The organism is Leifsonia shinshuensis (genome assembly GCF_022606355.1).
Taxonomy (GTDB): domain Bacteria; phylum Actinomycetota; class Actinomycetes; order Actinomycetales; family Microbacteriaceae; genus Leifsonia; species Leifsonia shinshuensis_B.
This window is the reverse complement of the sequence record NZ_JAHHZQ010000002.1, coordinates 651600-675469: the sequence shown is the minus strand read 5'-3', so window position 1 is coordinate 675469 and position 23870 is coordinate 651600. Positions and strand designations below refer to the sequence as shown.

Here is a 23870-nt window from a genome sequence, read left to right as displayed (position 1 = left end):
GCGCGGACCTCAACCGAGGGGCACGTTGTTGTCGCTTTCGACCGCCGAAAGCGACAACGACGTGCCCTTCGACGGCTCCGGATGCGCGATGGAGGTGGGAGCGGGGGTGGGGTCGGCGCGCACGAGGGCTATGCCGGCCAGGATGAGCACGCCGCCGACGAGCTGGAGGGCCCCGAGCGACTCGCCCAGCAACAGCCAGGCGTAGAGGGTCGCGGCCACGACCTCCAGCAGTCCGGCGAACGAGCTCAGCCGCGAGCCGAGCAGGCCGGCGGCGGTGATCCCCGCCGCGTACGCGAGCGCGGTCGCGAGCACGCCGACGACCGCGAGGGGCACCCACCACGGCGCAGGGCCGCCGAACAGCTCGACGTCGCGGAAGCTGACGACGAACGGCAGCAGCCCGGTCGCGCTGACCGCGAGCAGCGCGACGCCGCCGAGCAGCAGCCCGACTGCGGCGAGCGCGACCGGCGGGAGCCCGTCCGCCGGCCGGGCGGCGATCACGTAGTAGCCGGCGCAGCCGAGCATCGCCGTGACCGCGAGCGTCACGCCGACCAGGTCGAGGCCGCGGCCGCCGCCGGGAGCGACCACGAGCAGCAGGCCTGCGATCGCGACACCGGACCCGGCGAGGACCATCCAGCGGGGCGCGCGGCGGGTGCGCGCCCAGACGAGCAGCACGAGCACGACGGGCGCGAGGTACTCGATGAGGATCGCGGTGCTCACCGGGATGCGCTCGATCGCCGCGAAGTACAGCACCTGGGTGCTCGCGACGCCGATCAGCGCCATTCCGAGCGCGCGCCAGCGCCCGCGCCACAGCGCGCTCCACCGGCCGCGCAGCGCGACGGCGGCGAACGGCGCCAGCACCGCGCCACCGATCAGCACCCGCGCGCTGACCGCCGCGGCAGGCGACCAGCCGCTCTCGAGCAGCGGCTTGATGAACGCCCCGGACAGGCCGAAGGAGGCCGCGGCGATCACCGCGACGACGAGACCGCGGGTGGTGTGGTTGGTGGAGGTGCCGGCCATGGGATGCTGCCTGTCGAGCTCGGGATGTCAGGAGTGTCGTGCGTTATGATCCTGACGCTAGTACTCGGCTAAGTAAGGATTCAACTTGCGTTTTGCCCCTGACGCAGAGGAAGCGCTGCGGTTCGCGGTCGAGCTCTGCAACACCGTGCCGAGCGCCTCCCGGAGCGGCGAGGACGAGCTCGGCACGCCGGAACTCCTGGTCGCCCTCCTGCACGCGAACCAGTACTCGGGGCGGATCGACGGAGACGAGGAGGAGCTGCGCCAGGTGCACGAGACCCGCGATCTCCTGCGCCGGGCCTGGACGCTGCCGCGCGACGAGGCCGTCGGCGAAGTCAACGCGATGCTCGCGGACGCGCACGCCTCCCCGTACCTGATGCGTCACGACGGTTTCGACTGGCACCTGCACGCGACCTCGCTGGACGCGCCGCTGGCCGAGCGCATCCGGGTCGAGATCGCGCTCGCGCTCGTCGACGTGATCCGGTCGAACGAGACCGACCGGCTGCGCAGCTGTGCGGCCGACGACTGCGACGGCCTCCTGCTCGACCTCTCGCGCAACGGCTCGAAACGCTTCTGCAGCGTGCGCTGCGGCAACCGCATGAACATGATCGCGTTCCGCGCCCGCCACGACGGCTGACTCGCGCCGCCTCGCGGTCGGACGGACGCGTTGTGCGCCGCCGACGGGCTGCGCTAGCCTCTGCGCGAGTGCGGGGATCGAGAGAGATGCTGCAGGATGACGATCGGACCGCGGTCGCGCCCGCGACGTTCGCCGGGGGTGCGCTCGACCGCTACCGTCACGTCTGCGCCTTCGTGAACGGGCAGGCGGTCGACGAGCGTGTGCTCGACGCGTTCGTGCGCCAGGGTGTGGATCAGGGCGGCGGAGGGTTCGACCAGACTGCGATGCTCGACCTGCTCGACCGGATGCTCGTCGCGCGACCGGCCCCGCGCATCCGAATGGTCGCCGACATGGGCTGGGCGATCGGGCGAGAGGACGACGCCGACCGCCTCATCGAGTTCGAGGCGCGCGCCAACTTCATCCACGGGCGCCACGAGCACGTCGTGATCTGCTCGTACGACACCGCGCGGTTCGACGGCACGTTCATCCTGGACATCCTGCGCACCCATCCGCTGGTCTACCTCGGGGGAATGCTGCAGCAGAACCCGTTCTTCCTGGCACCCCCGCAGTTCCTCGCCGAGCGCGCGGGACGCACCACCAGGTGGCCATGACGGGCCGAGCGGTTCCGGGAAGGGCGGAGCCCGGTGCCGAGCGGCCGGACCTCGCGGCGGCCGCTGCCGAGGGTCCGCTCGGGGACGGCCCGCCCGACCTCGCTCCCGTCGACACGCGTCGCTGGCTGCGCGACCTCAGCGCACTCCTCGCTCTGCCGGCGCTCTGGGTCGACCACGAGCCGCGGGAGATCGCGACCGGCCTGCTCAGCGTGCTGTTCGGGGTGCTTCAGCTCGACGCCGCCTACGCGCGCTTCGACGACGGCGACGACGGTGACGCACTGGAGGTCTGGCGTCCGTCCGGCCCCCGGCCTCCCGCCGGGCTGCTGGACCGTGCCGCTCGAACCGGAGACGATGGCACTCCCGAAGACAGACCGGCCGGTGCCGCGGACGGGGCGCGCACGGCGACCCTCCCCCTCGCCCTGCCGTGGGGATCCGGAACCGTGGTGGTGTCCGCCCCACGCGCCGACTTCCCCACCACCACAGAGATCCAGCTGCTGCGTGTCGCGGTCGGTCAGGCCGCCATCGCGATCCATACCGCCAGGCGGCTCGCTCGCGAGACCGGCGCCCGGCGAGCGGCCGAGCACGCCCTGCACCGTCAGCAGCGCGTACTCCGCTCGCTCGTCGACGAGCTGACGCCCGAGCTGTCCGCGCTCGCCCGACGCCTCCACGATGTGGCACGCGAGGCCGCGCCGGCCGGACCCTCGCGCCCCGGGGCGCAGGATGCGATGCCGAGCCTCGAGAGCACGGGCGACCTCCCGCCCGCACCCGCCGACCTCACCCGGCGGGAGGTCGAGGTGCTCGGGCTGCTCGCCCAGGGCCTCAGCAACAAGGAGATCGCCGGTGTCCTCTGGCTGAGCGACCGCACAGTGGAGCGCCACCTCACGTCGCTCTACCGCAAGATCGGAGTGGCCAGGCGCAGCGAGGCGACGGCGTTCGCGTTGCGTCACAGGGTGGTGTGACGGCACGGCGCCCGGTCACCCGAACGTGAAGCAATACGCCTCCGCTCCCTGCGCCTGGAACTCGATCTCGAACAGCCGCGGCCCGACGCGGTCGTGCTGACGGATCAGCTGGTAGGTGTCCTGGGCGTCGAGCAGGCCGCGGCCCTCCGCGTCGACGTCGGTTCCGTGCGCGTCGCCCGGGGGTCTCCCGTCGAGGAGCACCTGGAACGGCACCGCGGCGGCGCCCGGCGCCGGACCCATCACGAGGTTGACGTCCCGCGCCTGGAACGAGAACGCGATGCGCCCTCGCGGCCTGTCCAGGTGGGCGGCATCGCGGGCCCGGGTCCACCGGCCGGCGAGGTCCCACTCGTTGAGGCTCGGCTCGCCTCCTCCGGGATAGTCGTGCGACTGGTCGTACAGCCCGTCGATCTCCGAGACGAACCCGCTGCTCTGCGCGTACCCCAGGTACGTCTCCGGCGAGCGCAGCGTCGCCCAGTCCGCCGCGACCTCCAGTCCCCGCGGCTGCGGCGACACGAGCTCGCCGTCCACCCCCGTCGCTCCGGCATCGTGGAGCAGTTGCTGGACGACCATCTCGGTCATCGCGTACTCGCCCTCTCCGAAGTGGTGGTAGCGCAGCCTCCCGCTCGCGTCGGCGAGGTAGACCGCCGGCCAGTACTGGTTGGCGAAGTCGCCCCAGACGCCGTAGTCGCTGTCCACGGCGACCGCGTACTCGATCCCGAGCCGTCGGACGCGATCGGTGACCGTCGGGAGCTCGTGCTCGAACCCGAACTCGGGCGTGTGGACGCCGACGATCGTCAGCCCGGCGCCCGCGTACTTCGCGTGCCATGCCCGCAGGTACGGCGCGGTGCGGAGCCAGTTGACGCAGGTGAACGTCCAGAAGTCGACCAGCACGACCCGGCCGCGCAGCCCGTCCGGTGTCAGCGGCGGCGAGTTGAGCCACGCGGTGGCACGGGAGAACGGTGCGAGCGCGCCCTCGTCGGGCAGACGGTCCTCCGACCGGTGGTGCAGGATCGACCGCAGGGGTCGACGTGTCAGCTCCTCATCGGCCACCGTGCGCCTCCATCCCGGCCCTGTCCCCATCCTGACGCGCCATCGCGTCCACGTCGGCGATCGCGTCGGCGAACGCCCGTGGCGCCTCCTGCGGGAGGTCGTGCCCGATGCCCCCGGCGATCTCACGGTGCTCGTACGGCCCGGTGAACCGGTCGCGGTACGTCTCGGCCAGTGGATGCGGTGCGCCGTTCGCGTCGCCCTCCAGCGTGATGGTCGGCACCGCGATGGTCGGGCGACCGGCCAGCCGCTGCTCCAGCCCGGTCAATGAGTCCTGGCCGTCGGCCGCACCGAGCCGCCACCGGTAGTTGTGGATGACGATGTCGACGTGATCGGGGCTGGCGAACGCCGCCGCCGACCTCTGGAACGTCGCCTCGTCGAACTCCCACCGCGGGGAGGCGGTGTGCCAGATCAACCGGGCGAACTCGCTGCGGTTGCGGTCGTAGCCGAGTCTGCCACGCTCGGTGGCGAAGTAGAACTGGTACCACCAGGAGAGCTCGGCGGCGGGAGGCAGCGGCTGGGCGCCCACCTCCTGGCTGCCGATCAGATAGCCGCTCACGGACACGTGGCCGCGACAGCGGTCGGGCCAGAGGGCCGCCAGGATGTTGGCCGTCCGTGCTCCCCAATCGAATCCCGCCACCACGGCATCGCCGATGCCGAGCGCGTCGAGGAACGCCACGGCATCCGTCGCGAACACGGCCTGCTCTCCGTTGCGCGCACTTCCCTCGGAGCGGAACCGCGTGCCGCCGAACCCGCGCAGGTTCGGTGCGAGCACACGGTAGCCCCGTTCTGCGAGCAGCGCGGCTGCAGCGTCGAAACTGTGGAGGTCGTACGGCCAGCCGTGCAGCAGCAGCACGGCCGGCCCGTCGCGCGGCCCGACGTCGGCGTATTCGACGTCGAGCTCGCCGGCCTCCACGTGCGCCAGGCGGTCCCTCGCGTCGCTCATCGCAGCGACCGGAACGTCGCGCGGACCTCCTGCGAGAACAGCTCCGGCTGCTCCCAGGCCGCGAAGTGCCCGCCCTTCTCGAGCCGGTTGAAGTGGATGAGCTGCGGATACGCTCGTGTCGCCCAGCTGCGCGGCGCCGCGTAGATCTCGTCGGGGAAGACGCTCACCCCGGTCGGCAACTCCACCCCCTTCGGCGCGAAGAAGGCCAGCTTGCTCTCCCAGTAGAGCCGCGCGGACGAGACAGCCGTGTTGGTCAGCCAGTACAGCGTCACATTGTCGAGCACGTCGTCGCGGCTCAGCCCCTCGGTCTCCCCGGCGAAGACGCGCGCGATCAGCTCGTAGCTGCGCGCGTCGTGGTCGAGCATCCACGCGGCGAGCCCGACCGGTGAATCGGCGAGCGCGTAGAGCGTCTGCGGACGGTTGCCCATCTCCTGGGCGTAGGCCAGGCCGTGGGCGTCGAAGAAGGCCAGCTGATCCCAGGCGTAGCGCTCCTCGGCGTCGAGGTCGGCCGGCGGCTCCTCGTGCGCATCCAGAGCGGCCTGGATCTCGTCGGGGACCGTGGCCGGCATGTTGGTGTGGATGCCGGCGAGTCCCTCCGGCTTCAGCAGGGCGAGCTGCTCGGTGACGGCGTTGCCCCAGTCCCCGCCCTGCGCGACGTAACGGTCGTAGCCGAGGCGCCGCATCAGCTCCGCCCACGCCCGGGCGATCCGGATCGGGTCCCATCCCGGCTCGTCCGGCTTCGCGGAGTAGCCGTGGCCGGGCAGCGACGGGATGACGAGGTCGAAGGCGTCCTCGGCGCTCGCACCGTACATCGTCGGATCGGTCAGGGGCCCGACGATCTTCAGCTGCTCGATGATCGAGCCGGGCCAGCCGTGCGTCACGATCATCGGGAGGGCGCCGTCGTGCCGCGACCTCACATGGATGAAGTGGATGTCGAGTCCGTCGATCTCGGTCACGAACTGCGGAAGGCTGTTGAGCCTGGCCTCCACACCGCGCCAGTCGTGGTGGTCGCGCCAGTACTCCAGGAGGTCGCTCACGACCTGCAACCGCACGCCCTGCGAGTCGTCGTCGACGGTCTCCCGCTCGGGCAGCCGGGTCTCGCGGAGCCGGCGCTTCAGGTCGTCGAGATCAGCCTGCGGCGTGTCCACATGGAAGGGTCGGATGGCGCTGGGGTCGTCGCTCCGGCCGGTGCCGGGGCGCTGGGTCGTGATGGACATGTCCGGTCTCCTTCAGAGTCCTCCGGCGCACGGCGTGCGCCGCCGGGAGACACACTGCTCCGCGCGGCGGCGCGCGGGTATACGGGACAACCCGCAACCTCCCCCGCCCACACCGGAGAGGTGAGGAGAACCCCTCAACTCCCGCGCCCGGCCGCACCGGCTCAGAAGAACTCGCCGTCCTCCTCTGCGCCGGTCGCCCACTGCTCCGTGCCGGCCGCGTAATCGTAGGGGAAGAGCGCGATCGCCACGGGGGAGGCCATGATCGATCCGGCGACGACCGGGAGCAGCGGTCCGAGGGCGCGCGGGAGGGTGCCCGGCCGAGCGGCCTCCAGGTCGGTCGCCACCCGCGCCAGGGTCTCCACGCGATCGTCGATGGGCCGGTCGGCCTCCGCGGCGATCTCGGCGGAGAGACGCGCCCGCAGGTCCACGCGCTGCTCGTCGCTCAGCTCGGCGAACGCCTCCTGGTGCACCCGGTAGACCTGATCGTGCTGGCCGGTCGCGAGCACGTACTCGTACCGGTCGATCGCCGCCCGGGCGTCGCGGGGGTCGCGGTGCTTCCTGGACACGAGACCCGAGTGTAGACGCGGGTGGGGTTGGGTGGGGAGGGTCAGGTGTGCGGGCTCGGCGGCGCCCGGCCCTGGCGCCGACGGGCACGTCGTTGTCGCCTTTCCCCCACGGAAAGTGACGACGACGTGCCCCTCGGTGTCCGTTCCGGCTACTTCGCCGGAGGCATCAGCACCGAGTCGATGAGGTAGACGGTCGCGTTCGCCGTGTGGACGCCTCCGCAGATGACGTTGGCGTCGTTGACCTTCAGGGTGTCGCCCGAGCCGGTGACGGTGACCGTGCCACCCTGGACCGTCTTGTGCGTGCCGACGATGTCCTTCGGCGCGATCTGCCCCGGGACCACGTGGTAGGTCAGGATGCTGGTCAGCGTGGGCGCCCCCGCATCCGTCTTCAGGGTGTCGATGGTGGCGGGGTCGATCTTCTTGAACGCGTCATCCACCGGCGCGAACACGGTGAACTGCCCGCTGTTGAGGGTGTCGACCAGGTTCACCTTGGTGTTGAGTTTGCCGGACACGGCCGCGACGAGGGTCGTCAGCAGGGGATTGTTGCTCGCCGCGGTCGCGACCGGGTCCTGTGCCATGCCCGCCACCGAGCCCGAACCGGACGGCACCTGCTTTGCGTACGCGGCGCAACCGGGGCCGACCAGGTCGGCGGCCGGGTCCATCGACGCCGAAGCCGAGGGGGACGAGGAGGGCATGGACGAGCTGGTGTCGGTCGACGACGAGCCGGCGCCCGACGAGCAGGCTGTCAGCGCGAGCGCTGCTGCGGCGAGGATGCCTGCGGCGGCGAGACGTGTGGTGGATCGCATGTTCTTCTCCTTCGAGAGAGTGCTGGATGGTGCAGATCGGATAGCCGCTCTTCGGCGGCCGACAATAGGGTTTCGGGCCGGTCGGCCGATCGGATTGGAACCGAATCGCGGACGGTCGGGACCAATCCGGCTGGCCGCACCGCACCGAACAGCACTCGTGAGCATTCGGAGAAGAACTCTCGGCACCGCGGGCTGGGCCGCACTGGCGGGGGCGGTGAGCGGCGCACTCTTCGTCGCCGTCGCCGATGTCGTGGCGTTGGTCGTCGCGCGCGACGCCAGCCCGTTGATCGCGGTCGGATCGTTCGTGGTCGACATCGTTCCGCGCTGGGCCAAGGAGCTCGCCATCGAGCTCTTCGGCTCGAACGACAAGCTGTTCCTGATCTCCACGGTCGGCGTCGCCGCCCTGGCGGCGGCGGCCGTCGCGGGCATCCTGGAGCTGTGGCGGCGGTGGGCCGGTGTCGCTCTGTTCGCGGCGGCGGGTCTGGCGGCGATCGCCGCGACGGTGACCCGTGCCGATGCGAGCCCGGTGGCATTCCTGCCTCCGGCGATCGGCGCACTCACGGGCGCCGCGAGCGTTCACCTGCTCGTGGGCGCGCTTCGGCGCTGGCGGGAGGCCCGCGAGCGGACGGACGCGGCGGTGCCCATCGACCGCCGCCGTTTCCTGCTGCTGACCGGCGCCGGCGCCGCCGCCGCCGTGCTGGCCGGGGTCGGCTCCCGGATCGGCTCGGCCGCGACCTCCTCCATCGCCGCCGTCCGCGCGGCGCTCCGCCTGCCGGCGCCCGCGTCACGCGTCCAGGTTCCGGCCGGCGCCGACCTCCGTCTGCCGGACCTCTCGCCGCTCTTCACTCCCAACGCCCACTTCTATCGTGTGGACACGGCGCTCACGGTGCCGGCGATCGACCCGTCCGCCTGGCGGCTCACCGTCGACGGGCTGGTGGAGCACCGCGTCGAGCTGGGCTTCCACGACCTGCTCGCGCTGGGTCTCGACGAGTACGCGATCACGCTCACGTGCGTCTCCAACCAGGTCGGCGGCGACCTGGTGGGAAACGCCCGCTGGCTGGGCGTCCCCGTGCGGGAGGTGCTGGCCCGAGCGCGCCCGCGAACCGGCGCCGACATGGTGCTGTCGCGCAGCATCGACGGCTTCACGGCGAGCACTCCCCTGTCGGCTCTCACCGACCCCGGCAGGGACGCCATCCTCGCGGTCGGGATGAACGGAGAGCCGCTGCCGCTCGAGCACGGTTTCCCGGTGCGCATGGTGGTCCCCGGCCTCTACGGCTACGTGTCGGCGACGAAATGGCTGACGGAGCTGAAGGTCACGACCTTCGCCGCCGACCAGGCCTACTGGACGCCCCGCGGCTACAGCCCGAGAGCCCCGATCAAGCTCTCCAGCCGCATCGACACACCCCGCATCGACAGGCCGCTCGCGGCGGGACCGACGACGATCGCGGGCGTGGCCTGGGCGCAGACGGTCGGCATCGCGAAGGTGGAGGTGCAGGTCGACGGCGGCGCCTGGCAGGAGGCCGTCCTCGCCGCGGCGATCAACGCCGACACCTGGGTGCAATGGTCGCTCGACTGGAACGCCACGGCGGGCAGCCACACCCTGGCCGTGCGCGCGACGGACCGCGACGGCCGGCTGCAGGAGGAGAGACGCACCCCGATCGCACCGAACGGGTCGACGGGGTGGCAGTCGACGTTGGTGCGGGTGGGGTGAGGGTGGGCGGTGGCCGCGGCCTCACCGATTCTTGAAGTAGCGGAAGAGGGCACTGTCGCGGATCGCGCACACGGTCAGCGCACTCGCTGCGAGTGCAGCGCCGCCCCCTGCCACGAGGAGGACCGCGCTCTGCTGGACGATCGGCATCCTGTCCTCGACCGGCAACCTCACCGCGACCAGGACGAGGGCGAGTGAGGCGACCGCGCCCACGGCCACCCAAAGCAGTACCTGCGCGGTCTGCGAGACGACCTGGGCGGCCCGCGCGACACCGACATGTCGGTCGGAGGCGAGCGAGAGCCGACGCCGAATCACGAAGGCGACTCCCAGGAGGCCTCCGGCTGCTGCGGCGAGCGGTCCGGCGACCGAGTGATCGAACATCGTCGCGGCGGTGAACTGCGAGCCGCGGGTCTGGTTCAACTGGACGAGCGTCGGACGTTCGCCGCTTCCTGTCGCGCCGGGGAGCACGGTGCGACCGAGCGCTGCGACAGCCTTCTCGTCGTGGGGCCAGATCAACACCCAGCACTGGTCGAAGGCCGCCTTGGAATGCGGGGCCTGCCCGATCGCCGCGAATGCGAGCAGCGGATCGCGGCCGTCGTCCGGGTAGTCGAAGACCGATGCGACTTTCGTCGTCCCCCTCGTCGTCGCCATCGGGTCTCCTGGTTCGAGCCCCAGCGTGTCGGCCACCTCCTGGGACAGACCGAGGCCGCCACCGCGCGCGTCGCCGGCGCCCCGCAGCAGATCGGGGAATCCGTCCGACGCCGCGAACAGCGAGATCTGGGTCTGCGGGAGCCGCGCGGACGCGACGCCCTCGGTCTCCTCGCGCAGCGCGCCGGAGGCGACGACGTTGGCGAGCATGGACATCGCGTCGCATGATCGACCGTCGATCCCACCCGTCGCCTTCATCACGAAGACGGCCGCGCCCGATGCCACGTACGCCCGGGCGTCACGAACGGCGGCCGCGGCCGACAGGGCCGAGGCCAGGACGATCCCGCCGACGAGTGCCGTGTAGACCAGCGCGAACGCCACCGTGCGGCCGGCTCCGCTCGCGACGTCTCGCCGGCTTTCTCGAAGGGCCTCCCCCAGCCTCATCCGCGCGCTCCCTGGGGACTCATCGAGGGCCCTCGAGTCGGATGACCTCGTCGCAGGCGCGACGCGTGTCGGCATCGTGGGTTGCGATCACGACCGCCGCTCCCGCCGTCGCAAGTCTCGCGATCACCGTGTTCACGTGCGCAGCCATCGGTCGGTCGAGCTGTGCGGTCGGCTCGTCGACCAGGAGCAGCTCCGGCGCTGCCGCAACCGCCCGGGCGAGCATCAAGCGCTGGGCCTCGCCACCGGAGAGCGCCGAGAACGGCACGTCAGCGCGGTCCGCCAATCCGAAGTCCGTGAGCAACCGCTCAGCGTCGAGGTCCGCGTCCCGCCGCCGCCGGCCGGCTGCCACCAGCGGCAGACTCACGTGGTCCAACGCCGATCGCCGGGCGACCCCGTGCGGGTTCTGGAAGACCCAGACGCAGCGATCACCCGAACGCGTCACCGTGCCCACGCTCGGCCGGATCATCCCTGCGGCGATGGCGAGCAGCGTGGACTTGCCGCACCCGCTCGGACCGACCACACCCGTGATGGTGCCCGCTGCGAAACTACAGCTGATCGGGCGGAACAGTGGTCGCCCCGGATGGAACTCGTGTGAGACCTCCTCGAACGTCACCGGCATGCGCGACCCGTCGGCGGAGTGGATCGCACCGCATCCGGAGCCCGCCCCTGAACCACCCGCACATACGACTGGCCGAGCTCGGACCCGAGCACCGCGACGAGAAGAGCCCCGCCGTCGGCGGCAGCCATCACGCACGCAGTACCGTCTCGGACGTCCCACAGCGCTGAGGGCGGAATCGCCAGCGCTGCGATCGGCTCTTCGAGGGACCACTGAACGGGTATCGCCGTATCCTCACTCGCTCCGGCGCCCGCTGCCAGGAACTCCGGAGCGGATCCGATGAGCGCCAATCCGGCTGCGTCGGTCACCGCACCGTCTCCCGACACGGGGATCGACACCGAGCCGATGCGGACGACCCGCGGGCCGTCGGCCGCCGACAGCGGAAGCGTACTCAGCCGGGCGGACACCACCGCCACGGGAAGCCCGACGAGGACGGCACCTGCCTCCACCGGCGTGCCGACCACTCCGGGGCATTCGCCGACGGTCACCTCGTGCGCGGGAATCCACGCGAAGTCGACGGGACTCACGACAGTGAGGTCGCGCGTCTCGGGAGGCGTCATCCCGCGCACCGCTCCGGCCGCCCGAATCGTGGCACGGCCGACGACGCCGTCGGCCTGAACGGGCTGCCCGAGCCGCGCGAGCTCGGTCTGCAGCGCACGGACATCGTCGCCGGTGTCGCCGGCGGTGAGTTCGCGCCAGAGCGGGATCGCCGTGGCCAGCGCGACGACCGGGCCTCCGTCGATGGTCGCGAAGGTCGTGCCCGAGCTGATCCGATCCCCGCTTCGGCAGGTGAGTGCAGTGAGCCGACCCTGGCGAGGTGCGACGACGGAGCCCAGCGGACCGGTGCTCACCTGGAGTTGAGCCTGCCGCTCGTCCGCGAACGCCCTCTCGGTCACCGGGACGACGGTGTCGGGGCGCGGTGTCGAGAGAGCGCTCGGCTCAGGGACGGGAACCCAGAGCGCGACGCCCGCCCCGGCGACGCTCGCCGCCACGATCGACACGATTCCGACGATCGACCAGCGAGGCTTGGGAGCGCACGCGCTCATCCCGAGTACCAGAGGCCGAGGGGGTCGAGCTCGCACTTCGTCGCGGGCCCGCTCCGGCGTTTGAACGGAAGGGTGTCGTTCTCGTTGTCCCGTCGCCATTGCGCTTTGGTGTAGGTCTTATCGATGAGCCCCGCGTTCCTCAGGCAGGTGATCTGAAGTGCGGCTTCATCCTGCTTCTGCGGGTTCCGCCGGATCTGCTCGTAGAGAATGGGGATCCATCCGGCCCACTTCGACTCGCATTCCCGGAGGATCGGGTCGGAGCGCTCGAAGAATCCGTCCGGGTACTGGCCGTTCTTCGCGATGAGCGCGAAGCCGCCGCGCTCATCCCAGTCGATCCCGAGGCCGGAGTCGGCAAGACACGACCGGACATGGTTCCTCGACTGCTCGTACTCGGCCGCAGTGATCTCGCCGTCGGCCAACACCTCCCGCACATAGTCACTCTTCGCGTGCGCGTGTGCAGTTCGAAATTCCGAGGCCCACGGCCCGGTGATGGAGAGCGGACTCACGCTCGGTTGAGGAGCGTCGGCGCCCGAGCAGCCGACGAGACACCCCGCTGTCACGATAAGGATGCTGGCCGCTGCACCGGCCGCTCGGACGCCCACGGCCTACGCTGCCAGCGAATAGCCGTACGAGACGACGTTGGGCCAGCATGCGGCCTGGACCGACCAGTTTCCTGCTTTCGCCCAGTTGCCGTACTTCGGGGTGCTGTTCTTGATCGCATCCCAGTGGCGTGCCGGAACACCGGCGCATTTGTTGTAGGCCTGCCACTTGCTCACGTTCTGAACGCACTCGACGGCCGCGACTTCCGGCGCTCCGGTCGTGTCGACGGCAGCGCCGATCAGCAACGCGGCGGCGGCGGTGCTGCCGGCAAGCAGCTTACGAATGGACATGATCATTCTCTCCTTCGCGAATGGCTTAACTCGTAGAGAGCAATCTAGCATTTACAATTTTACTTGCATTTTCTCCCTTCCCCCGCGACCACCCCTGCGCCAGAATGGCCGCGTGACCGACGCGACCCCGACCACCGACTCCGACAAGGAGACCCGCCGCCAGCAGCGCGCGTGGCGGCGGCAGGCCGCGAGCTACGACGGCAAGGTCGAGCGAGCGGAGCGGACCATGCTCGAGGGCAGTCGCGAGTGGATGGGCGCGCGTGCACACGGGCGGGTTCTGGAGGTCGCGGTCGGCACCGGGCGCAGCCTCCCGTACTATCCGCGGGGGACCATGTTGGTCGGCATCGACCTGAGCCCGGAGATGCTGGCGATCGCCCGGGCGAGGGCAGACGGCGCCGGAATCCCCGCTGAACTGCGCGAGGGCGATGCCGAGGCGCTGCCCTTCGGCAACGGAGAGTTCGACACGGTCGTCTGCGCACTGGCGCTGTGCTCCATCCCGCGCCCGGGCAGAGCCCTCTCCGAGATGGCGCGAGTGGTGCGTCCGGGCGGCTCTGTCGTCCTCGTCGATCACACGCGCAGCGACCGCGCGCTCGTCTACGCGGGGCAGTGGGTGATTGAACGGTTCACCATCCCGCTACAAGGCGAGCACCTGACGCGCCGCCACCGCGGCGAGGTCGAGGCCGCCGGACTGAAGGTGGTCGAGCACGAGCGCCTGCGCTCCGGGGCTGTGGAGCGCATCCGCGCGACCAAGCTGACGGGATGATCGAAGGGCACGTAGACGCCCCCAAAACGCGCGGATAGGGGCGCTTGCGTGCCCCTCGGCGAGCCGCAGGCGCGCGAAAGCCCGCCCGGTGCGCTGGATGGCTGGACGCACCGGGCGGGCTGGTGTTTCACCGAGCGGGCGGGAGCGGGATCAGCCGTCCGCCCCGGCGGGCGTCGTGGTGGTCTTGAAGCCCTCCAGCTTGTTCGCCGCGTCGGCGTACTTGTTCGTGAAGGTGTCGGAGATCTTCACCTTCGAGGTGTCGACGCCGATGGTCTTCTCCATGTCGAAGATGACCTTCGGGCCACCGGCGGGCATGATGCCGTCGGGCAGGAACTGTCCCTTGTCGGTCGTCAGCCCGTCGATGTACTGCTGCTTGGTGATCGTGCTGTTCTGCACGAAGTCCTGCGGCAGCTTGTTCGCGATGTCGGCGGCCGAGTGGCTCGCGATCCAGTGCATGGTCGCGACGAGGGCGTCGACGACCTTCTGGGCCTCGTCGCCGTGGGTCTTCACCCAGCTGGCCTGCGCGAGCAGACCCGCTGCCGGCCACGCGCCTCCCAGCGCCTTGGTCGCGCCCTTGGTGGTCGCCATGTCGACGGCCGAGACGGCGAGCTTCTGCGAGGTGAGCGCGCCGACGGTCGGCTGGGTCGTCATGACGCAGTCCGCGCTCCCACGCTGGATCGCAGCGATCGCAGTGGAGCCGGCGTGCACGGCGATGGTGTTGTACTGCTTCTTGTCCACACCCGCCTTGGCGGCCAGGAACTGGGTGAGCTCGTCGGTGCCCGACCCGAGGTCGGTGACGCCCATGTTCTTGCCCTTGAAGTCCGCCGCCGAGCTGACGCCGCTCTTCGGGCTGCACATGACGCGCTCCCCGGGAGCCCCGGACAGCTGGACGAGGTTGACGACGTCCTTGCCCTTGGACTGGAAGTCGACGGTGTGGATGTACCAGGCGCCCGCGAGGTCGACCTGACCGGAGGCCATGGCGTCCTCCGCACCGACACCGCCGTTCTGCTCGGTCGACAGCTCCATGTTGATGCCGTACTTCTTGTAATAGCCGAGGCTCTGGGCGAGCTGGTACGGGAGATAGATCTGCTTGTCGATGCCACCGACCATCATCTTGACGGTGGGCAGCGGGCCGGAGCTGCTGCCTCCGGCTGCCGCCGTGCCGCCTCCACCGCCGCTGCAGGCCGCCAGGCCGAGGGCCACGACGCCCGCTGCCGCGATGGCTGCGATGCTGCGCTTCTTCATGGATGTGTTCCTTTCATCGTGCCGGCCGGGCCGGCTCTGCTTCATTGCAGGACTGGGTGGCGGGAGATCCGCCTAGATCGCCTGGGCCTCGGAGCGGCTCGGCGGACGCCACTTGAGGAGGGACTTCTCGAGGAGGGTGATCAGGTACTCCGCCACGAGCGTGACCACGGCGACGATCACCATGCAGGCGAAGACCGTGTTCGGGTCGAAGTTGCCCTGCGCCTGGCTGATGATCAGGCCGACACCGTGCTGGGCGCCGAGCACCTCGGCGACCAGCGCGCCGATGATCGCGAAGCCGAACGCCGTGTGGAGGCTCGCGATGATCCACGTCATCGCCGAAGGGATGGTCACGTGCCGCGCGACCTGGAACGGCGACGCGCCGAGCACGCGCACGTTCGCGATCAGGTTCTGGTCGACCTCCCGCACGCCCTGGAAGGCGTTGAAGAAGACGACGAAGAAGACCAGCACGGCCGCCAGCAGGACCTTCGGGAAGACACCGAGGCCGAAGGCGACGATGAAGATGGAGCCGAGCACGATGCGCGGGATGGAGTTGACGACCTTGATGTACGGGCCGAACACCGACGCGAGGTACCGGTTGGAGCCGAGCAGGATGCCGAAGACGACGCCCAGCGCGGTGCCGAGCAGGAAGCCGAGGAAGGCCTCCTGGACGGTGATCCACAGGTTCTCCCAGATGGTCCCGAACGCGGTGCCCTGCGTGAACAGGTGCACCAGGCTGTCCCAGATGCCGGACGGCTGGCCGTAGAAGAACTTGTCGACCCAGCCGACCGCGGTGAACCACTGCCAGCCGCCGAGCACGACGACCGCGACGGCCACGCGACCCGTCCACACCCAGGCGGTGCGGCGACGGTGTGTGCGCCGGGCGGAGGCCTTGAGCTCGATCTCCCGCTCCGCGGTGTTGGGGGTGAGGTTCTCTGCAATGGTCATGGTGGTCACGCCGCCGCTCCTGCCGTCTGCTCGTACGCCCTGGTCACTTCGTCGCGGAGCGACTCCCAGATGCGCCCCTGGATTTCGATGAACCGCTGCTCGTGCCTGATCTCCTGCACGTCGCCGCGCGGCCGGGGGAGGTCGATGTCGAAGACGTCCTTGACCGTGCCAGGGCTGCTGGTCATGATCACCACGCGGTCGGAGAGGGCCACGGCCTCGTCGAGGTCGTGGGTGATGAAGAGCACGGAGGGCCGCAGCTCCTCCCACAGCGTCAGCAGCTCGGTCTGCATGATCGCCTTGGTCTGCACGTCGAGCGCACCGAAGGGCTCGTCCATCAGCAGGATGCGCGGGTTGTTGATGAGCGCCGCCGCCATCGCGACGCGCTTGCGCATGCCGCCCGACAGCTGGTGCGGGTACCGGTCCTCGAAGCCGGCGAGCCCGACGCGACGCAGCCAGTCGAGCGCAAGGGCGGTGGCCTCCTTCTTGGGCGTGCCGAGGAGGATCGGGCCGATCATCACGTTGGCGAGCACCGTCTTCCACGGGAACAGCGAATCCGCCTGGAACATGTAGCTCACGCCGCTCGTGATCCCGTCGACGATGCGGCCGCCGACGCTGACGGAGCCGGCGCTCGGCCGCTCGAGGCCGGAGACCTGCGCCAGCGTCGTCGACTTGCCGCAGCCGGTCGGGCCGACGATGGCGCAGAACTGGCCGGGCTCGACCGTGAGCGTCACGTCGCGGATCGCGGTGAAGGTGTCGCCTTTCGGCGTCAGGAAGCGTTTCGTCAACCCGACGATGTCGATGCGCGCCGCCTCGTCCGCCGCGGTGGCGGCGCCGGGGGCGCTGCGGGGTCGGTGTTCACCCATGAGTCAAGACCTCTCTGTCTCTGGCGTTGCGGGGCGGCGGTCGTTCGTCGTCCGGCGCCCGTTGAAGACCGATGCTCGCCGAGCGCAGGGCGGCTGTCTCGCTTGAGGGCGATTCGTCCGGTTGTGTGCGTTGTCGCAGCTTTTGGGCGTTCTGCGCGCATGCGGTCACCAGCCGGAGATGACACAATCTCGGGTGATGCGACGACGGATCAGACGACTTTCGAGCCAGATACTGCTGGCTCAGCTGGCGATCCTGGCCGCCTCGATGCTGATCGGCTTCCTGCTCCTCGCCCAGACCGCCCGCGCCAACCTCGACGCCGACTACCAGGCGCGCGCCGCCGCGATCGCCCAGACGTTCGCCGGCATCCCCGACATCCAGAACTGCATGACGAGCGGCGGCACCGGCTGCGCCGCCACGGTCCAGGAGCTCGCCACGCAGACCGCGAACCGCACGGGCGCCGCCTACGTCGTCGTGATCGACTCGAACCGCGTGCGCCACTCGCACCCCGACGCTGCGCTGATCGGCAAGAAGGTGGAGGAGCCGCTGGTCGCGGCCGACGGCAAGGTGCACCTGGGCACCGACCAGGGCGCGACCGGCCTCAACGCCAACGCACGCGTCCCGCTCTTCGCCGCGGACTCCGACCGCATCGTCGGGGAGGTGTCGGTCGGCATCCGCGAGAGCTCGGTCGCGAGCGAGCTGCTGTCCGAGCTCCCCGCCTACGGCGCCTGGTTCGTGCTCGCGCTCGCGATCGGCGCGCTCGCGTCGTTCGCGCTCGCGAGCCTCCTGAAGCGCCGCACGTTCGGGCTCGAGCTCGACGAGATCGCCCGGCTGCTGCAGGAGCGGGAGGCCACCCTGCACGGCATCAGGGAGGGCGTCATCGCGATCGACCCGGCCGGCCGCATCACGGTCGTCAACGACGAGGCCCAGCGGCTGCTGCGACTGCCGGAAGGCGCGCGGGGCCGGCTGCTGAAGGACGTGCTCGTCGCCGGCCCGATCCGCGACACCCTGACCGGCACGACCGAGGTCAAGGACGCCATCGCCCTCACCGACGACCACATCCTGGTCATCAACCGGATGCCCGTCACCATCGGCGGCCGCCAGCACGGCGCCGTGTTCACCCTCCAGGACCGCACCGAGCTCACCGGCCTCACCCGAGAGCTCGACGGCGAGCGCAGCTTCAGCGAGTCCATCCGCGCCCAGCAGCACGAGTTCTCCAACCGCATGCACGCCGTCTCCGGCCTGCTCGAGCTGGGCAGGACGCAGGAGGCGCTGGAGTACCTCAACGAGATCCGCGGCACCACGGCCGACCTGGATGCCACCCTGCGGTCGCATATCGGGTCGCCGATGATCGTCGGCCTGCTGCTGGGCAAGGCGGCCGAGGCCAACGAGCGCGGCATCGACCTGGTGATCGCGCCGGACACGGATCTCGGGGAGGCGCCCGAGCGCGTGCAGGCGCTGACCACGGTGCTGGGCAATCTGATCGACAACGCCTTCGACGCGCTCGCCGGCGCACCGGCTCCGCGGCGGACGGTCGTGAGCGTCGTCGAGACGCGCGAGTCGGTCACGGTGCGCGTCGCCGACACCGGACCGGGCGTCCCGAGCGCCGAGCTGCCCCGGATCTTCGAGAGCGGCTACTCGACCAAACGCGGCTCCCTCGTGCGGCACAGCGGACTCGGGCTGTCGCTCGTGCACTCGACAGCGACCAAGCTGGGCGGGAGCGTGACCGTGTCGGGCGGGCCCGGCGCGGTGTTCACGGTGGTGCTGCCGCGGGCGACGACGGCGACGGCCTCCGGAGCGGCACGTGCCGGCGCAGGGTCGACCGGAGGCGCACGATGAGCGACACCGGCGCCGCCACGGCCTCCCCGTCGCTCACCGTGCTCGTGGTCGACGACGACTACCGGGTCGCCTCGGTGCACGTCGGGTTCGTGGAGGCCGTCCCGGGCTTCCGGGTGGCCGGGCAGGCGCACACTGCGGCCGACGCCCTCCGGCTCGCAGGGGAGCTGCGGCCCGACCTGGTGCTGATGGACATCTACCTTCCGGACGGCGACGGCCTCCAGGTCGTGCGGCAGCTGCTCGCGGAGCCGGCCGCGCCGGCGGTGATCGTGATCTCCGCCGCCAACGACGTCGCGACCGTGCGGCAGGCGGTGCAGCTCGGCGCGCTGCACTACCTGGTCAAGCCTTTCGGCTTCGCGCAGCTCGCCGAACGGCTGACGGCGTTCCGGCGGGCGTACGACGACCTGAACGGATTCCCCGCCGAGGCGACCCAGCACGACATCGACCGGATCTTCGACCTCCTGCGGCCCGGCACGCCGGCGCAGGCGGACGCGCTGCGCAGACTCGCACCGACCCTGCAGTCGGTCTACGACGCCATCGCGGCCAGCGACGGAAGCCTGTCGGCGAACGACGTCGCGAGCGCGATCGGGATCAGCCGGACGACGGCGCAGCGCGCGCTCACCCAGCTGGAGCAGAGCGACGTGCTCACACTGGAGCTCCGCTACGGCGCGACCGGACGGCCGGAGCACCGCTACGGCGTCAAGCGCCGCTGAACGAACGCCGCCGGGCGACGAGCGCATCGGCGGCGACCGCGGCGCCGACGACCACGAGACCGGCGACGAGTGCGCCCGCGACGAAGAGCAGTGTGCGGCTCGCACGCTGCTCGGTCGGCTGGAGGGACCTTCCGGCGACGATGACGCCGTCGCCGAGCGGCTGGGCCACGATCGCGAACCGGAGTCCCGGCTCTGGCTGCCAGCTCACGGCGTCCTCACCCGTGGCCTGCGCCGTCTGCAGCACGCCGTGCGGCACCCGGGCGAGCGACCCCCCGAGGTAGCCGTCCCCTGCGGTGGGCCTCCCGGCGGCGTCGTAGCTCACCCAGAACGTGCCGAGGTAGTGGTCGAGGTCGAGGTTGTTCGACCTCGCAGCGTTCGCGTCGGTCGCGCCCGCGGAGGTCGCGCCCGCGGAGAGGAGGGCGCGTGGCGCGTCCTCGACGGCGTGTCTGCCGTCCTGCTGCACGACGACGTAGAGCGTCGCGAGTGCGCCCGCGAAGAGCGCGTAGGCAGCCACCGCGACGATAATCCTCCTGAGCCACATGCACGAATCATGCGCCCGCGCGGTCGTCCCCGCATCCATCCCGCGACGGATCCCTCTCCCTCCTCCCCGGCCCGGGAACGCGTCCTCACTTCCTCCCGGTCGCGCTCGGCGAGTCGCGGGAGGAAGTGAGGACGCGATGGTTGGGGTGCGGCGTCAGTGTGCTGCGGTCAGCGCCTGCTCGACCTGGTCGGCGACCTGCTGGAGCTGCGAACCATAGCCGCCCGAGAGCGCGGTGGTCGCGATCCGCTGCACGTCGGCGGTGCGGTCGGCCGCGGGCGCCGAGGCGAGCTGCGACAGGTCGGTGCGCAGCGCGTCGGGGAGCTTCGCTGCGAGCTGGCTGTCGCCCGCGACGGCCGAGGCCACTCCCGCGGCGTCCGTGCCGAGCTGCGACGCCGAGCCGGATCCGAGGAGGTCGCCACCGCGCAGACCCTGAAGGAGGCCGCGGAGGTCGAGACCCTTCAGATCGACGCCGTGCTCGCCACCCTTGAGCTGAGTCGCGAGCTTCTGGATGGCGCTGCCGTAGCCTCCAGAGACCGCGGTCGACACGATCTTCTTCGCGTCGGCGATGCGGTCCTGGGCCGACGCGTGCGCGAGGGTCTTCAGGTCGCTCTGCAGACTGTCCGGCAGCAACGAGAAGACGGCGCCGTCGGAGACGATCCGCTTGGCGAGCTGCTGCGCCTTGGAGCCGTTGATGTGCCCGTTGAACAGCGCGTGGGCCTGACCCGCCAGCGAGAAACCGCGCGCGCCGTCGGACGGCGTCGAGGCGGACACGGACGCCGAACCGGAACCGGTCGCACCGGTGTCGCCGGTCGCCGCGAAGGCTCCCTGAGCCCCCACGCCGATGAGTGCTCCCGCCGCCACGACGGAGGCGGCGCCGATCACGAGGCGGCGGGCGCCGAACGTAGAGCGGGGGGAGGTGTTGCGTGCGGAGGTGTTCTGGATGGTGTTCTTCACGTGGATCCTTTCCGTCGCCCGCGACAGGGCCGGCGGGGGTGCCGGCCTGTTCCGACCGCGGGCATCCGGCGACGTTACGAGACGGTTCTGGGCCTCCCGTCCGTACCCTCTGCGAGGTCGAGAAGAGCACTTGAGGTGGCGGCGCGGTCGCGGTACAGGCGATCAGACCGCCCGGTATGCGCGGTGGCGCGCAGGGCAGGGCGGGGCGATGCTGCGACCCGGCGCATACGGGAGCCTTCGACCGAGGAAACCCTCTCCCGCCCTTGCACCGCCGGCGCGCGAGGTTCAGGATCGACGCCAGGAGGACGCAACCATGGACGATCTCGAAGGAACGGCGGCAGAACGCCTCGACCGGCTCGAACGGCTCGCCGACACCGACGGCGTCACGCCGGAGTGGACGCGCAGGCAGCTCGAGCGGGCGCTACGGGACTGGGCGCTCGACCAGGACACCCTCGCGGTGCTCGGCGAGGGGCGCGAGGACTACTGACACGCGTCCCCGCGGGGGCGGGGGCGGGGGCCGCGTGTTACGCGCGCGGTCCGAGGACCCTAGACATCCAGTGCGCCGCAGCGATAGCGTCCGAGAACGTACGTCCGTTCTCACCAGAAGGATCCAGCCGATGTCCAACTCCCAACCGTCCGCTTTCGCGTCGTTCTCCGTCAACGGCAGAGACCTGACGCCTGCGGTCATCAACAGCGTGCGCGTGGCGCTCGGGATCAGCGGTGCCGTCGCACTCATCATCGGCATCATCATCGTGTTCTGGCCCAAGACCGCGGCCGTGGGGCTCACGGTGCTGATCGCGATCTCGCTGCTCGTCTCCGGGATCGCCTACCTCGGCATCGGCATCTTCGCCAAGGGCATCGGCGGCGGAGCCCGCGCGCTCGACATCATCTTCGGCGTCCTGCTCGTGATCGCCGCGATCGTGGCGTTCGCCAACCTCGCCGGCACCACGGCCTTCCTCGCGGCCTTCATCGGCATTTTGGTCGGCATCGCGTGGATCGTGGAGGGCGCGGTCGCCCTCGCCCAGCTCGGCGACTCGACCTCGCGCGGCTGGTCGATCTTCTTCGGCATCCTGAGCATCGTGGCGGGAGTCGTGCTGCTGTTCAGCCCGCTGTGGGGGATCGTCGTGCTGTTCATCCTGGCCGGCATCAGCCTGATCGTGCTCGGGATCGTGCAGATCGTTCGCGCGATCACGTTCGGGCGCGGAGTGGCGACGCCGGCGGCGTGAGCTCCACCGCGTAGCGTCGGCGGTCGGTGCGACACTGAGGACGTGCTCCTCGACACGGTAGTCACCACCCTCGACGCGGTCGCGGCCACGCGGTCCCGGCTGGCCAAGGTCGATGCGCTCGCGGGCCTGCTCGGCGAGTTGCAGCCGGACGAGATCGCGCCGGCGGTCGGGTTCCTGGTCGGCAAACCGCGGCAGGGCCGCGTCGGCGTGGGCTGGCGCGGGGTCTCGGCCGCGATCGGTGAGCCGGCTGCCGAGCCGACGCTCACCGTCCTCGACCTCGACACCCTGCTCGGCGAGCTGGCGGCACTCGGCGGAGAGGGATCGGCACGCGACCGCAGTGCCGCACTCCGCGACTTCGCCGCGCGCGCGACGGCGGGCGAGCAGGACCTCCTCGCCCGCGTGCTCCTCGGCGAGATGCGGACGGGCGCGCTCGAAGGGGTGCTGATCGACGCGATCGCACGCGCGGCCGACCGGCCGGGCCCGAGCGTCCGGCGCGCCGCGATGCTCACGGGCGACCTCGGCGCGACCGCGGTGATCGCCCTGACCGGCACGGCCGACGAGCTCGACGCCGTCGGCCTGGAGGTCGGCAGACCGGTCCTGCCGATGCTCGCGGCCACCGCCCCTTCGGCGTCCGCGGCGCTCGAGACCACCGGGCCGGCCTCCGTGGAGTTCAAGCTCGACGGCGCCCGCATCCAGGTGCACCGCTCGGGCGACAGCGTGCGCGTGTTCACCCGCAACCTCGCCGACATCACGCACCGGGTGCCCGAGGTGGTCGAGATCGTGCGCCGCCTGCCCGCGCGCGACGTCATCCTCGACGGCGAGACCCTGTCGCTGGACGAAGACGGCGGGCCGCGGCCGTTCCAGGAGACGATGAGCCGATTCGGCGCCGAGGCTGCGCGCGAAGCCGTTCTGCACCCGTGGTTCTTCGACATCCTCCACGTCGACGGCCGTGACCTGCTCGACGAGCCGCTCTCGGTTCGTCGGCACGAGCTGGAGCGCGTGGCCGGGGAGTACCGCATCCCGGGCGAGGTCACCGACGATCCCGAGACCGCCGAGCGGGTGTCGCGGGAGGCGCTCGCGGCCGGGCAGGAGGGCGTCGTGGTCAAGGCGATCGACTCGCCCTACGCGGCGGGCCGGCGCGGATCCAGCTGGATCAAGGTCAAGCCGGTGCTCACCTACGACCTCGTGGTGCTCGCGTGCGAGTGGGGGTCGGGCCGACGGCGCGGCCTCCTGTCCAACCTCCACCTCGGCGCGCGCGACCCGGAGGGCGCCTTCGGCGAGCCCGGCGGCTTCGTGATGGTCGGCAAGACGTTCAAAGGGCTCACCGACGAGCTGCTGCGCTGGCAGACGGAGGAGTTCCAGCGCATCGAGGTGCGCCGCACCCCCGGCACGGTCTGGGTGGCGCCCACGACCGTGGTCGAGATCGCGATCGACGGCGTGCAGCGCTCCAGCCGGTATCCGGGCGGCATCGCGCTCCGGTTCGCCCGGGTGAAACGCTACCGCGACGACAAGGAGGCCGGCGAGGCGGATACGATCGCGACTCTGCGGTCGCTGCTGCGCGAGTAGCCCGGTCGGTTCGGGAGGAGTTCGTCCGCGACACGCCCGAGAATCGCAGGCAACGGAGGAGGTGCACGGCGTGTCGACCGTGCACC

At 71.0% G+C, this 23870-nt stretch carries 26 protein-coding genes; 10 read left to right on the top strand and 16 right to left on the bottom strand.

Features of this window, described 5'->3' with window-relative positions; all coding sequences use genetic code 11:
• Nucleotides 1-9: 9 nt before the first annotated feature.
• Nucleotides 10-1017: an EamA family transporter gene (locus tag KNO15_RS10175; RefSeq protein ID WP_241703607.1), complete on the bottom strand. Its 1008-nt coding sequence runs from the start codon at nucleotides 1015-1017 to the stop codon at nucleotides 10-12.
• A gap of 85 nt (nucleotides 1018-1102) precedes the next feature.
• Here KNO15_RS10175 and KNO15_RS10170 point away from each other — a divergent pair, with 85 nt between their 5' ends.
• The 3 genes from KNO15_RS10170 (at nucleotide 1103) to KNO15_RS10160 (ending at nucleotide 3200) form a co-directional block, all read left to right on the top strand.
• Nucleotides 1103-1651: a CGNR zinc finger domain-containing protein gene (locus KNO15_RS10170; RefSeq protein WP_241703606.1), complete on the top strand. Its 549-nt coding sequence runs from the start codon at nucleotides 1103-1105 to the stop codon at nucleotides 1649-1651.
• Nucleotides 1652-1737: 86 nt separating this feature from the next.
• On the top strand, nucleotides 1738-2241 hold the full coding sequence (locus tag KNO15_RS10165) for an MEDS domain-containing protein (protein WP_241703605.1): 504 nt from the start codon (nucleotides 1738-1740) through the stop codon (nucleotides 2239-2241).
• Complete coding sequence (locus tag KNO15_RS10160) at nucleotides 2238-3200, top strand: helix-turn-helix transcriptional regulator (RefSeq protein ID WP_241703604.1); 963 nt, start codon at nucleotides 2238-2240, stop codon at nucleotides 3198-3200. The genes KNO15_RS10165 and KNO15_RS10160 overlap by 4 nt, the downstream gene beginning before the upstream one ends.
• Nucleotides 3201-3215: 15 nt before the next feature.
• On the opposite strand, the gene KNO15_RS10155 is transcribed toward KNO15_RS10160, so the two are convergent.
• The 5 genes from KNO15_RS10155 to KNO15_RS10135 form a co-directional block, all read right to left on the bottom strand.
• Nucleotides 3216-4250 (bottom strand): thioredoxin, encoded by a 1035-nt coding sequence (locus KNO15_RS10155; protein WP_241703603.1) that lies wholly within the window; start codon nucleotides 4248-4250, stop codon nucleotides 3216-3218.
• Complete coding sequence (locus tag KNO15_RS10150) at nucleotides 4240-5193, bottom strand: alpha/beta fold hydrolase (RefSeq protein ID WP_241703602.1); 954 nt, start codon at nucleotides 5191-5193, stop codon at nucleotides 4240-4242. The genes KNO15_RS10155 and KNO15_RS10150 overlap by 11 nt, the downstream gene beginning before the upstream one ends.
• Nucleotides 5190-6410 carry an epoxide hydrolase family protein gene (locus KNO15_RS10145; protein WP_241703601.1) on the bottom strand — a complete coding sequence of 407 codons (1221 nt, stop codon included), beginning with the start codon at nucleotides 6408-6410 and terminating at the stop codon, nucleotides 5190-5192. Before KNO15_RS10145 ends, KNO15_RS10150 begins: the two co-directional genes overlap by 4 nt.
• A 161-nt stretch (nucleotides 6411-6571) precedes the next feature.
• On the bottom strand, nucleotides 6572-6976 hold the full coding sequence (locus tag KNO15_RS10140) for a hypothetical protein (protein ID WP_241703600.1): 405 nt from the start codon (nucleotides 6974-6976) through the stop codon (nucleotides 6572-6574).
• A gap of 149 nt (nucleotides 6977-7125) precedes the next feature.
• A complete protein-coding gene (locus KNO15_RS10135) occupies nucleotides 7126-7782 on the bottom strand; it encodes a fasciclin domain-containing protein (RefSeq protein ID WP_241703599.1) in 657 nt (218 codons plus the stop codon).
• A 157-nt stretch (nucleotides 7783-7939) separates the two neighbouring features.
• Between KNO15_RS10135 and KNO15_RS10130 the strand changes: the two genes are divergently transcribed.
• A complete protein-coding gene (locus tag KNO15_RS10130; protein ID WP_241703598.1) occupies nucleotides 7940-9493 on the top strand; it encodes a molybdopterin-dependent oxidoreductase in 1554 nt (517 codons plus the stop codon).
• 21 nt (nucleotides 9494-9514) lie between these two features.
• On the opposite strand, the gene KNO15_RS10125 is transcribed toward KNO15_RS10130, so the two are convergent.
• From KNO15_RS10125 to KNO15_RS10105, 5 genes are all read right to left on the bottom strand, one after another.
• Nucleotides 9515-10582 carry a hypothetical protein gene (locus KNO15_RS10125; RefSeq protein ID WP_241703597.1) on the bottom strand — a complete coding sequence of 356 codons (1068 nt, stop codon included), beginning with the start codon at nucleotides 10580-10582 and terminating at the stop codon, nucleotides 9515-9517.
• 19 nt (nucleotides 10583-10601) lie between these two features.
• Nucleotides 10602-11201 (bottom strand): ABC transporter ATP-binding protein, encoded by a 600-nt coding sequence (locus tag KNO15_RS10120; RefSeq protein ID WP_241703596.1) that lies wholly within the window; start codon nucleotides 11199-11201, stop codon nucleotides 10602-10604.
• Nucleotides 11192-12244, bottom strand: a complete 1053-nt coding sequence (locus KNO15_RS10115; RefSeq protein ID WP_241703595.1) for a peptidoglycan-binding domain-containing protein — start codon at nucleotides 12242-12244, stop codon at nucleotides 11192-11194. Before KNO15_RS10115 ends, KNO15_RS10120 begins: the two co-directional genes overlap by 10 nt.
• Complete coding sequence (locus KNO15_RS10110; RefSeq protein ID WP_241703594.1) at nucleotides 12241-12675, bottom strand: hypothetical protein; 435 nt, start codon at nucleotides 12673-12675, stop codon at nucleotides 12241-12243. The genes KNO15_RS10115 and KNO15_RS10110 overlap by 4 nt, the downstream gene beginning before the upstream one ends.
• A 174-nt stretch (nucleotides 12676-12849) precedes the next feature.
• Nucleotides 12850-13134: a hypothetical protein gene (locus KNO15_RS10105; protein ID WP_241703593.1), complete on the bottom strand. Its 285-nt coding sequence runs from the start codon at nucleotides 13132-13134 to the stop codon at nucleotides 12850-12852.
• A gap of 112 nt (nucleotides 13135-13246) precedes the next feature.
• On the opposite strand from KNO15_RS10105, the gene KNO15_RS10100 reads away from it, so the two are divergent.
• Nucleotides 13247-13897: a class I SAM-dependent methyltransferase gene (locus tag KNO15_RS10100; protein WP_241703592.1), complete on the top strand. Its 651-nt coding sequence runs from the start codon at nucleotides 13247-13249 to the stop codon at nucleotides 13895-13897.
• A gap of 150 nt (nucleotides 13898-14047) precedes the next feature.
• On the opposite strand, the gene KNO15_RS10095 is transcribed toward KNO15_RS10100, so the two are convergent.
• From KNO15_RS10095 to KNO15_RS10085, 3 genes are all read right to left on the bottom strand, one after another.
• A complete protein-coding gene (locus tag KNO15_RS10095; RefSeq protein ID WP_241703591.1) occupies nucleotides 14048-15142 on the bottom strand; it encodes an ABC transporter substrate-binding protein in 1095 nt (364 codons plus the stop codon).
• A gap of 72 nt (nucleotides 15143-15214) precedes the next feature.
• A complete protein-coding gene (locus tag KNO15_RS10090) occupies nucleotides 15215-16087 on the bottom strand; it encodes an ABC transporter permease (protein ID WP_241703899.1) in 873 nt (290 codons plus the stop codon).
• 5 nt (nucleotides 16088-16092) lie between these two features.
• Nucleotides 16093-16950 (bottom strand): ABC transporter ATP-binding protein, encoded by an 858-nt coding sequence (locus tag KNO15_RS10085; protein WP_241703590.1) that lies wholly within the window; start codon nucleotides 16948-16950, stop codon nucleotides 16093-16095.
• Nucleotides 16951-17146: 196 nt separating this feature from the next.
• Between KNO15_RS10085 and KNO15_RS10080 the strand changes: the two genes are divergently transcribed.
• Both KNO15_RS10080 and KNO15_RS10075 read left to right on the top strand, forming a co-directional pair.
• Nucleotides 17147-18787: a sensor histidine kinase gene (locus tag KNO15_RS10080; protein ID WP_241703589.1), complete on the top strand. Its 1641-nt coding sequence runs from the start codon at nucleotides 17147-17149 to the stop codon at nucleotides 18785-18787.
• Nucleotides 18784-19497 carry a response regulator gene (locus tag KNO15_RS10075; protein WP_241703588.1) on the top strand — a complete coding sequence of 238 codons (714 nt, stop codon included), beginning with the start codon at nucleotides 18784-18786 and terminating at the stop codon, nucleotides 19495-19497. The genes KNO15_RS10080 and KNO15_RS10075 overlap by 4 nt, the downstream gene beginning before the upstream one ends.
• Here the strand turns inward: KNO15_RS10075 and KNO15_RS10070 are convergent.
• Nucleotides 19484-20011 (bottom strand): hypothetical protein, encoded by a 528-nt coding sequence (locus KNO15_RS10070; protein WP_241703587.1) that lies wholly within the window; start codon nucleotides 20009-20011, stop codon nucleotides 19484-19486. The genes KNO15_RS10075 and KNO15_RS10070 overlap by 14 nt on opposite strands.
• Before the next feature lie 180 nt (nucleotides 20012-20191).
• Nucleotides 20192-20992, bottom strand: coding sequence for a hypothetical protein (locus KNO15_RS10065; RefSeq protein ID WP_241703586.1), 801 nt, complete (start codon nucleotides 20990-20992; stop codon nucleotides 20192-20194).
• A 313-nt stretch (nucleotides 20993-21305) separates the two neighbouring features.
• Between KNO15_RS10065 and KNO15_RS10060 the strand changes: the two genes are divergently transcribed.
• From KNO15_RS10060 to KNO15_RS10050, 3 genes are all read left to right on the top strand, one after another.
• Nucleotides 21306-21479, top strand: a complete 174-nt coding sequence (locus tag KNO15_RS10060; protein WP_241703585.1) for a hypothetical protein — start codon at nucleotides 21306-21308, stop codon at nucleotides 21477-21479.
• Between the two features lie 130 nt (nucleotides 21480-21609).
• Nucleotides 21610-22218: an HdeD family acid-resistance protein gene (locus KNO15_RS10055; RefSeq protein WP_241703584.1), complete on the top strand. Its 609-nt coding sequence runs from the start codon at nucleotides 21610-21612 to the stop codon at nucleotides 22216-22218.
• Between the two features lie 42 nt (nucleotides 22219-22260).
• Nucleotides 22261-23784: an ATP-dependent DNA ligase gene (locus KNO15_RS10050; RefSeq protein ID WP_241703583.1), complete on the top strand. Its 1524-nt coding sequence runs from the start codon at nucleotides 22261-22263 to the stop codon at nucleotides 23782-23784.
• The last annotated feature ends 86 nt before the right edge of the window (nucleotides 23785-23870 follow it).

Bases quoted from the DNA above. Each gene is read 5' to 3' on its own strand.
- KNO15_RS10175 (WP_241703607.1), bottom strand. From the start codon at position 1,017: ATGGCCGGCACCTCCACCAACCACACCACCCGCGGTCTCGTCGTCGCG.
- KNO15_RS10080 (WP_241703589.1), top strand. From the start codon at position 17,147: ATGCGACGACGGATCAGACGACTTTCGAGCCAGATACTGCTGGCTCAG.
- KNO15_RS10055 (WP_241703584.1), top strand. From the start codon at position 21,610: ATGTCCAACTCCCAACCGTCCGCTTTCGCGTCGTTCTCCGTCAACGGC.
- KNO15_RS10085 (WP_241703590.1), bottom strand. From the start codon at position 16,950: ATGGGTGAACACCGACCCCGCAGCGCCCCCGGCGCCGCCACCGCGGCG.
- KNO15_RS10135 (WP_241703599.1), bottom strand. From the start codon at position 7,782: ATGCGATCCACCACACGTCTCGCCGCCGCAGGCATCCTCGCCGCAGCA.
- KNO15_RS10160 (WP_241703604.1), top strand. From the start codon at position 2,238: ATGACGGGCCGAGCGGTTCCGGGAAGGGCGGAGCCCGGTGCCGAGCGG.
- KNO15_RS10120 (WP_241703596.1), bottom strand. From the start codon at position 11,201: ATGCCGGTGACGTTCGAGGAGGTCTCACACGAGTTCCATCCGGGGCGA.
- KNO15_RS10165 (WP_241703605.1), top strand. From the start codon at position 1,738: ATGCTGCAGGATGACGATCGGACCGCGGTCGCGCCCGCGACGTTCGCC.
- KNO15_RS10125 (WP_241703597.1), bottom strand. From the start codon at position 10,582: ATGAGGCTGGGGGAGGCCCTTCGAGAAAGCCGGCGAGACGTCGCGAGC.
- KNO15_RS10105 (WP_241703593.1), bottom strand. From the start codon at position 13,134: ATGTCCATTCGTAAGCTGCTTGCCGGCAGCACCGCCGCCGCCGCGTTG.
- KNO15_RS10095 (WP_241703591.1), bottom strand. From the start codon at position 15,142: ATGAAGAAGCGCAGCATCGCAGCCATCGCGGCAGCGGGCGTCGTGGCC.
- KNO15_RS10150 (WP_241703602.1), bottom strand. From the start codon at position 5,193: ATGAGCGACGCGAGGGACCGCCTGGCGCACGTGGAGGCCGGCGAGCTC.
- KNO15_RS10115 (WP_241703595.1), bottom strand. From the start codon at position 12,244: ATGAGCGCGTGCGCTCCCAAGCCTCGCTGGTCGATCGTCGGAATCGTG.
- KNO15_RS10090 (WP_241703899.1), bottom strand. From the start codon at position 16,087: ATGACCATTGCAGAGAACCTCACCCCCAACACCGCGGAGCGGGAGATC.
- KNO15_RS10060 (WP_241703585.1), top strand. From the start codon at position 21,306: ATGGACGATCTCGAAGGAACGGCGGCAGAACGCCTCGACCGGCTCGAA.
- KNO15_RS10145 (WP_241703601.1), bottom strand. From the start codon at position 6,410: ATGTCCATCACGACCCAGCGCCCCGGCACCGGCCGGAGCGACGACCCC.
- KNO15_RS10075 (WP_241703588.1), top strand. From the start codon at position 18,784: ATGAGCGACACCGGCGCCGCCACGGCCTCCCCGTCGCTCACCGTGCTC.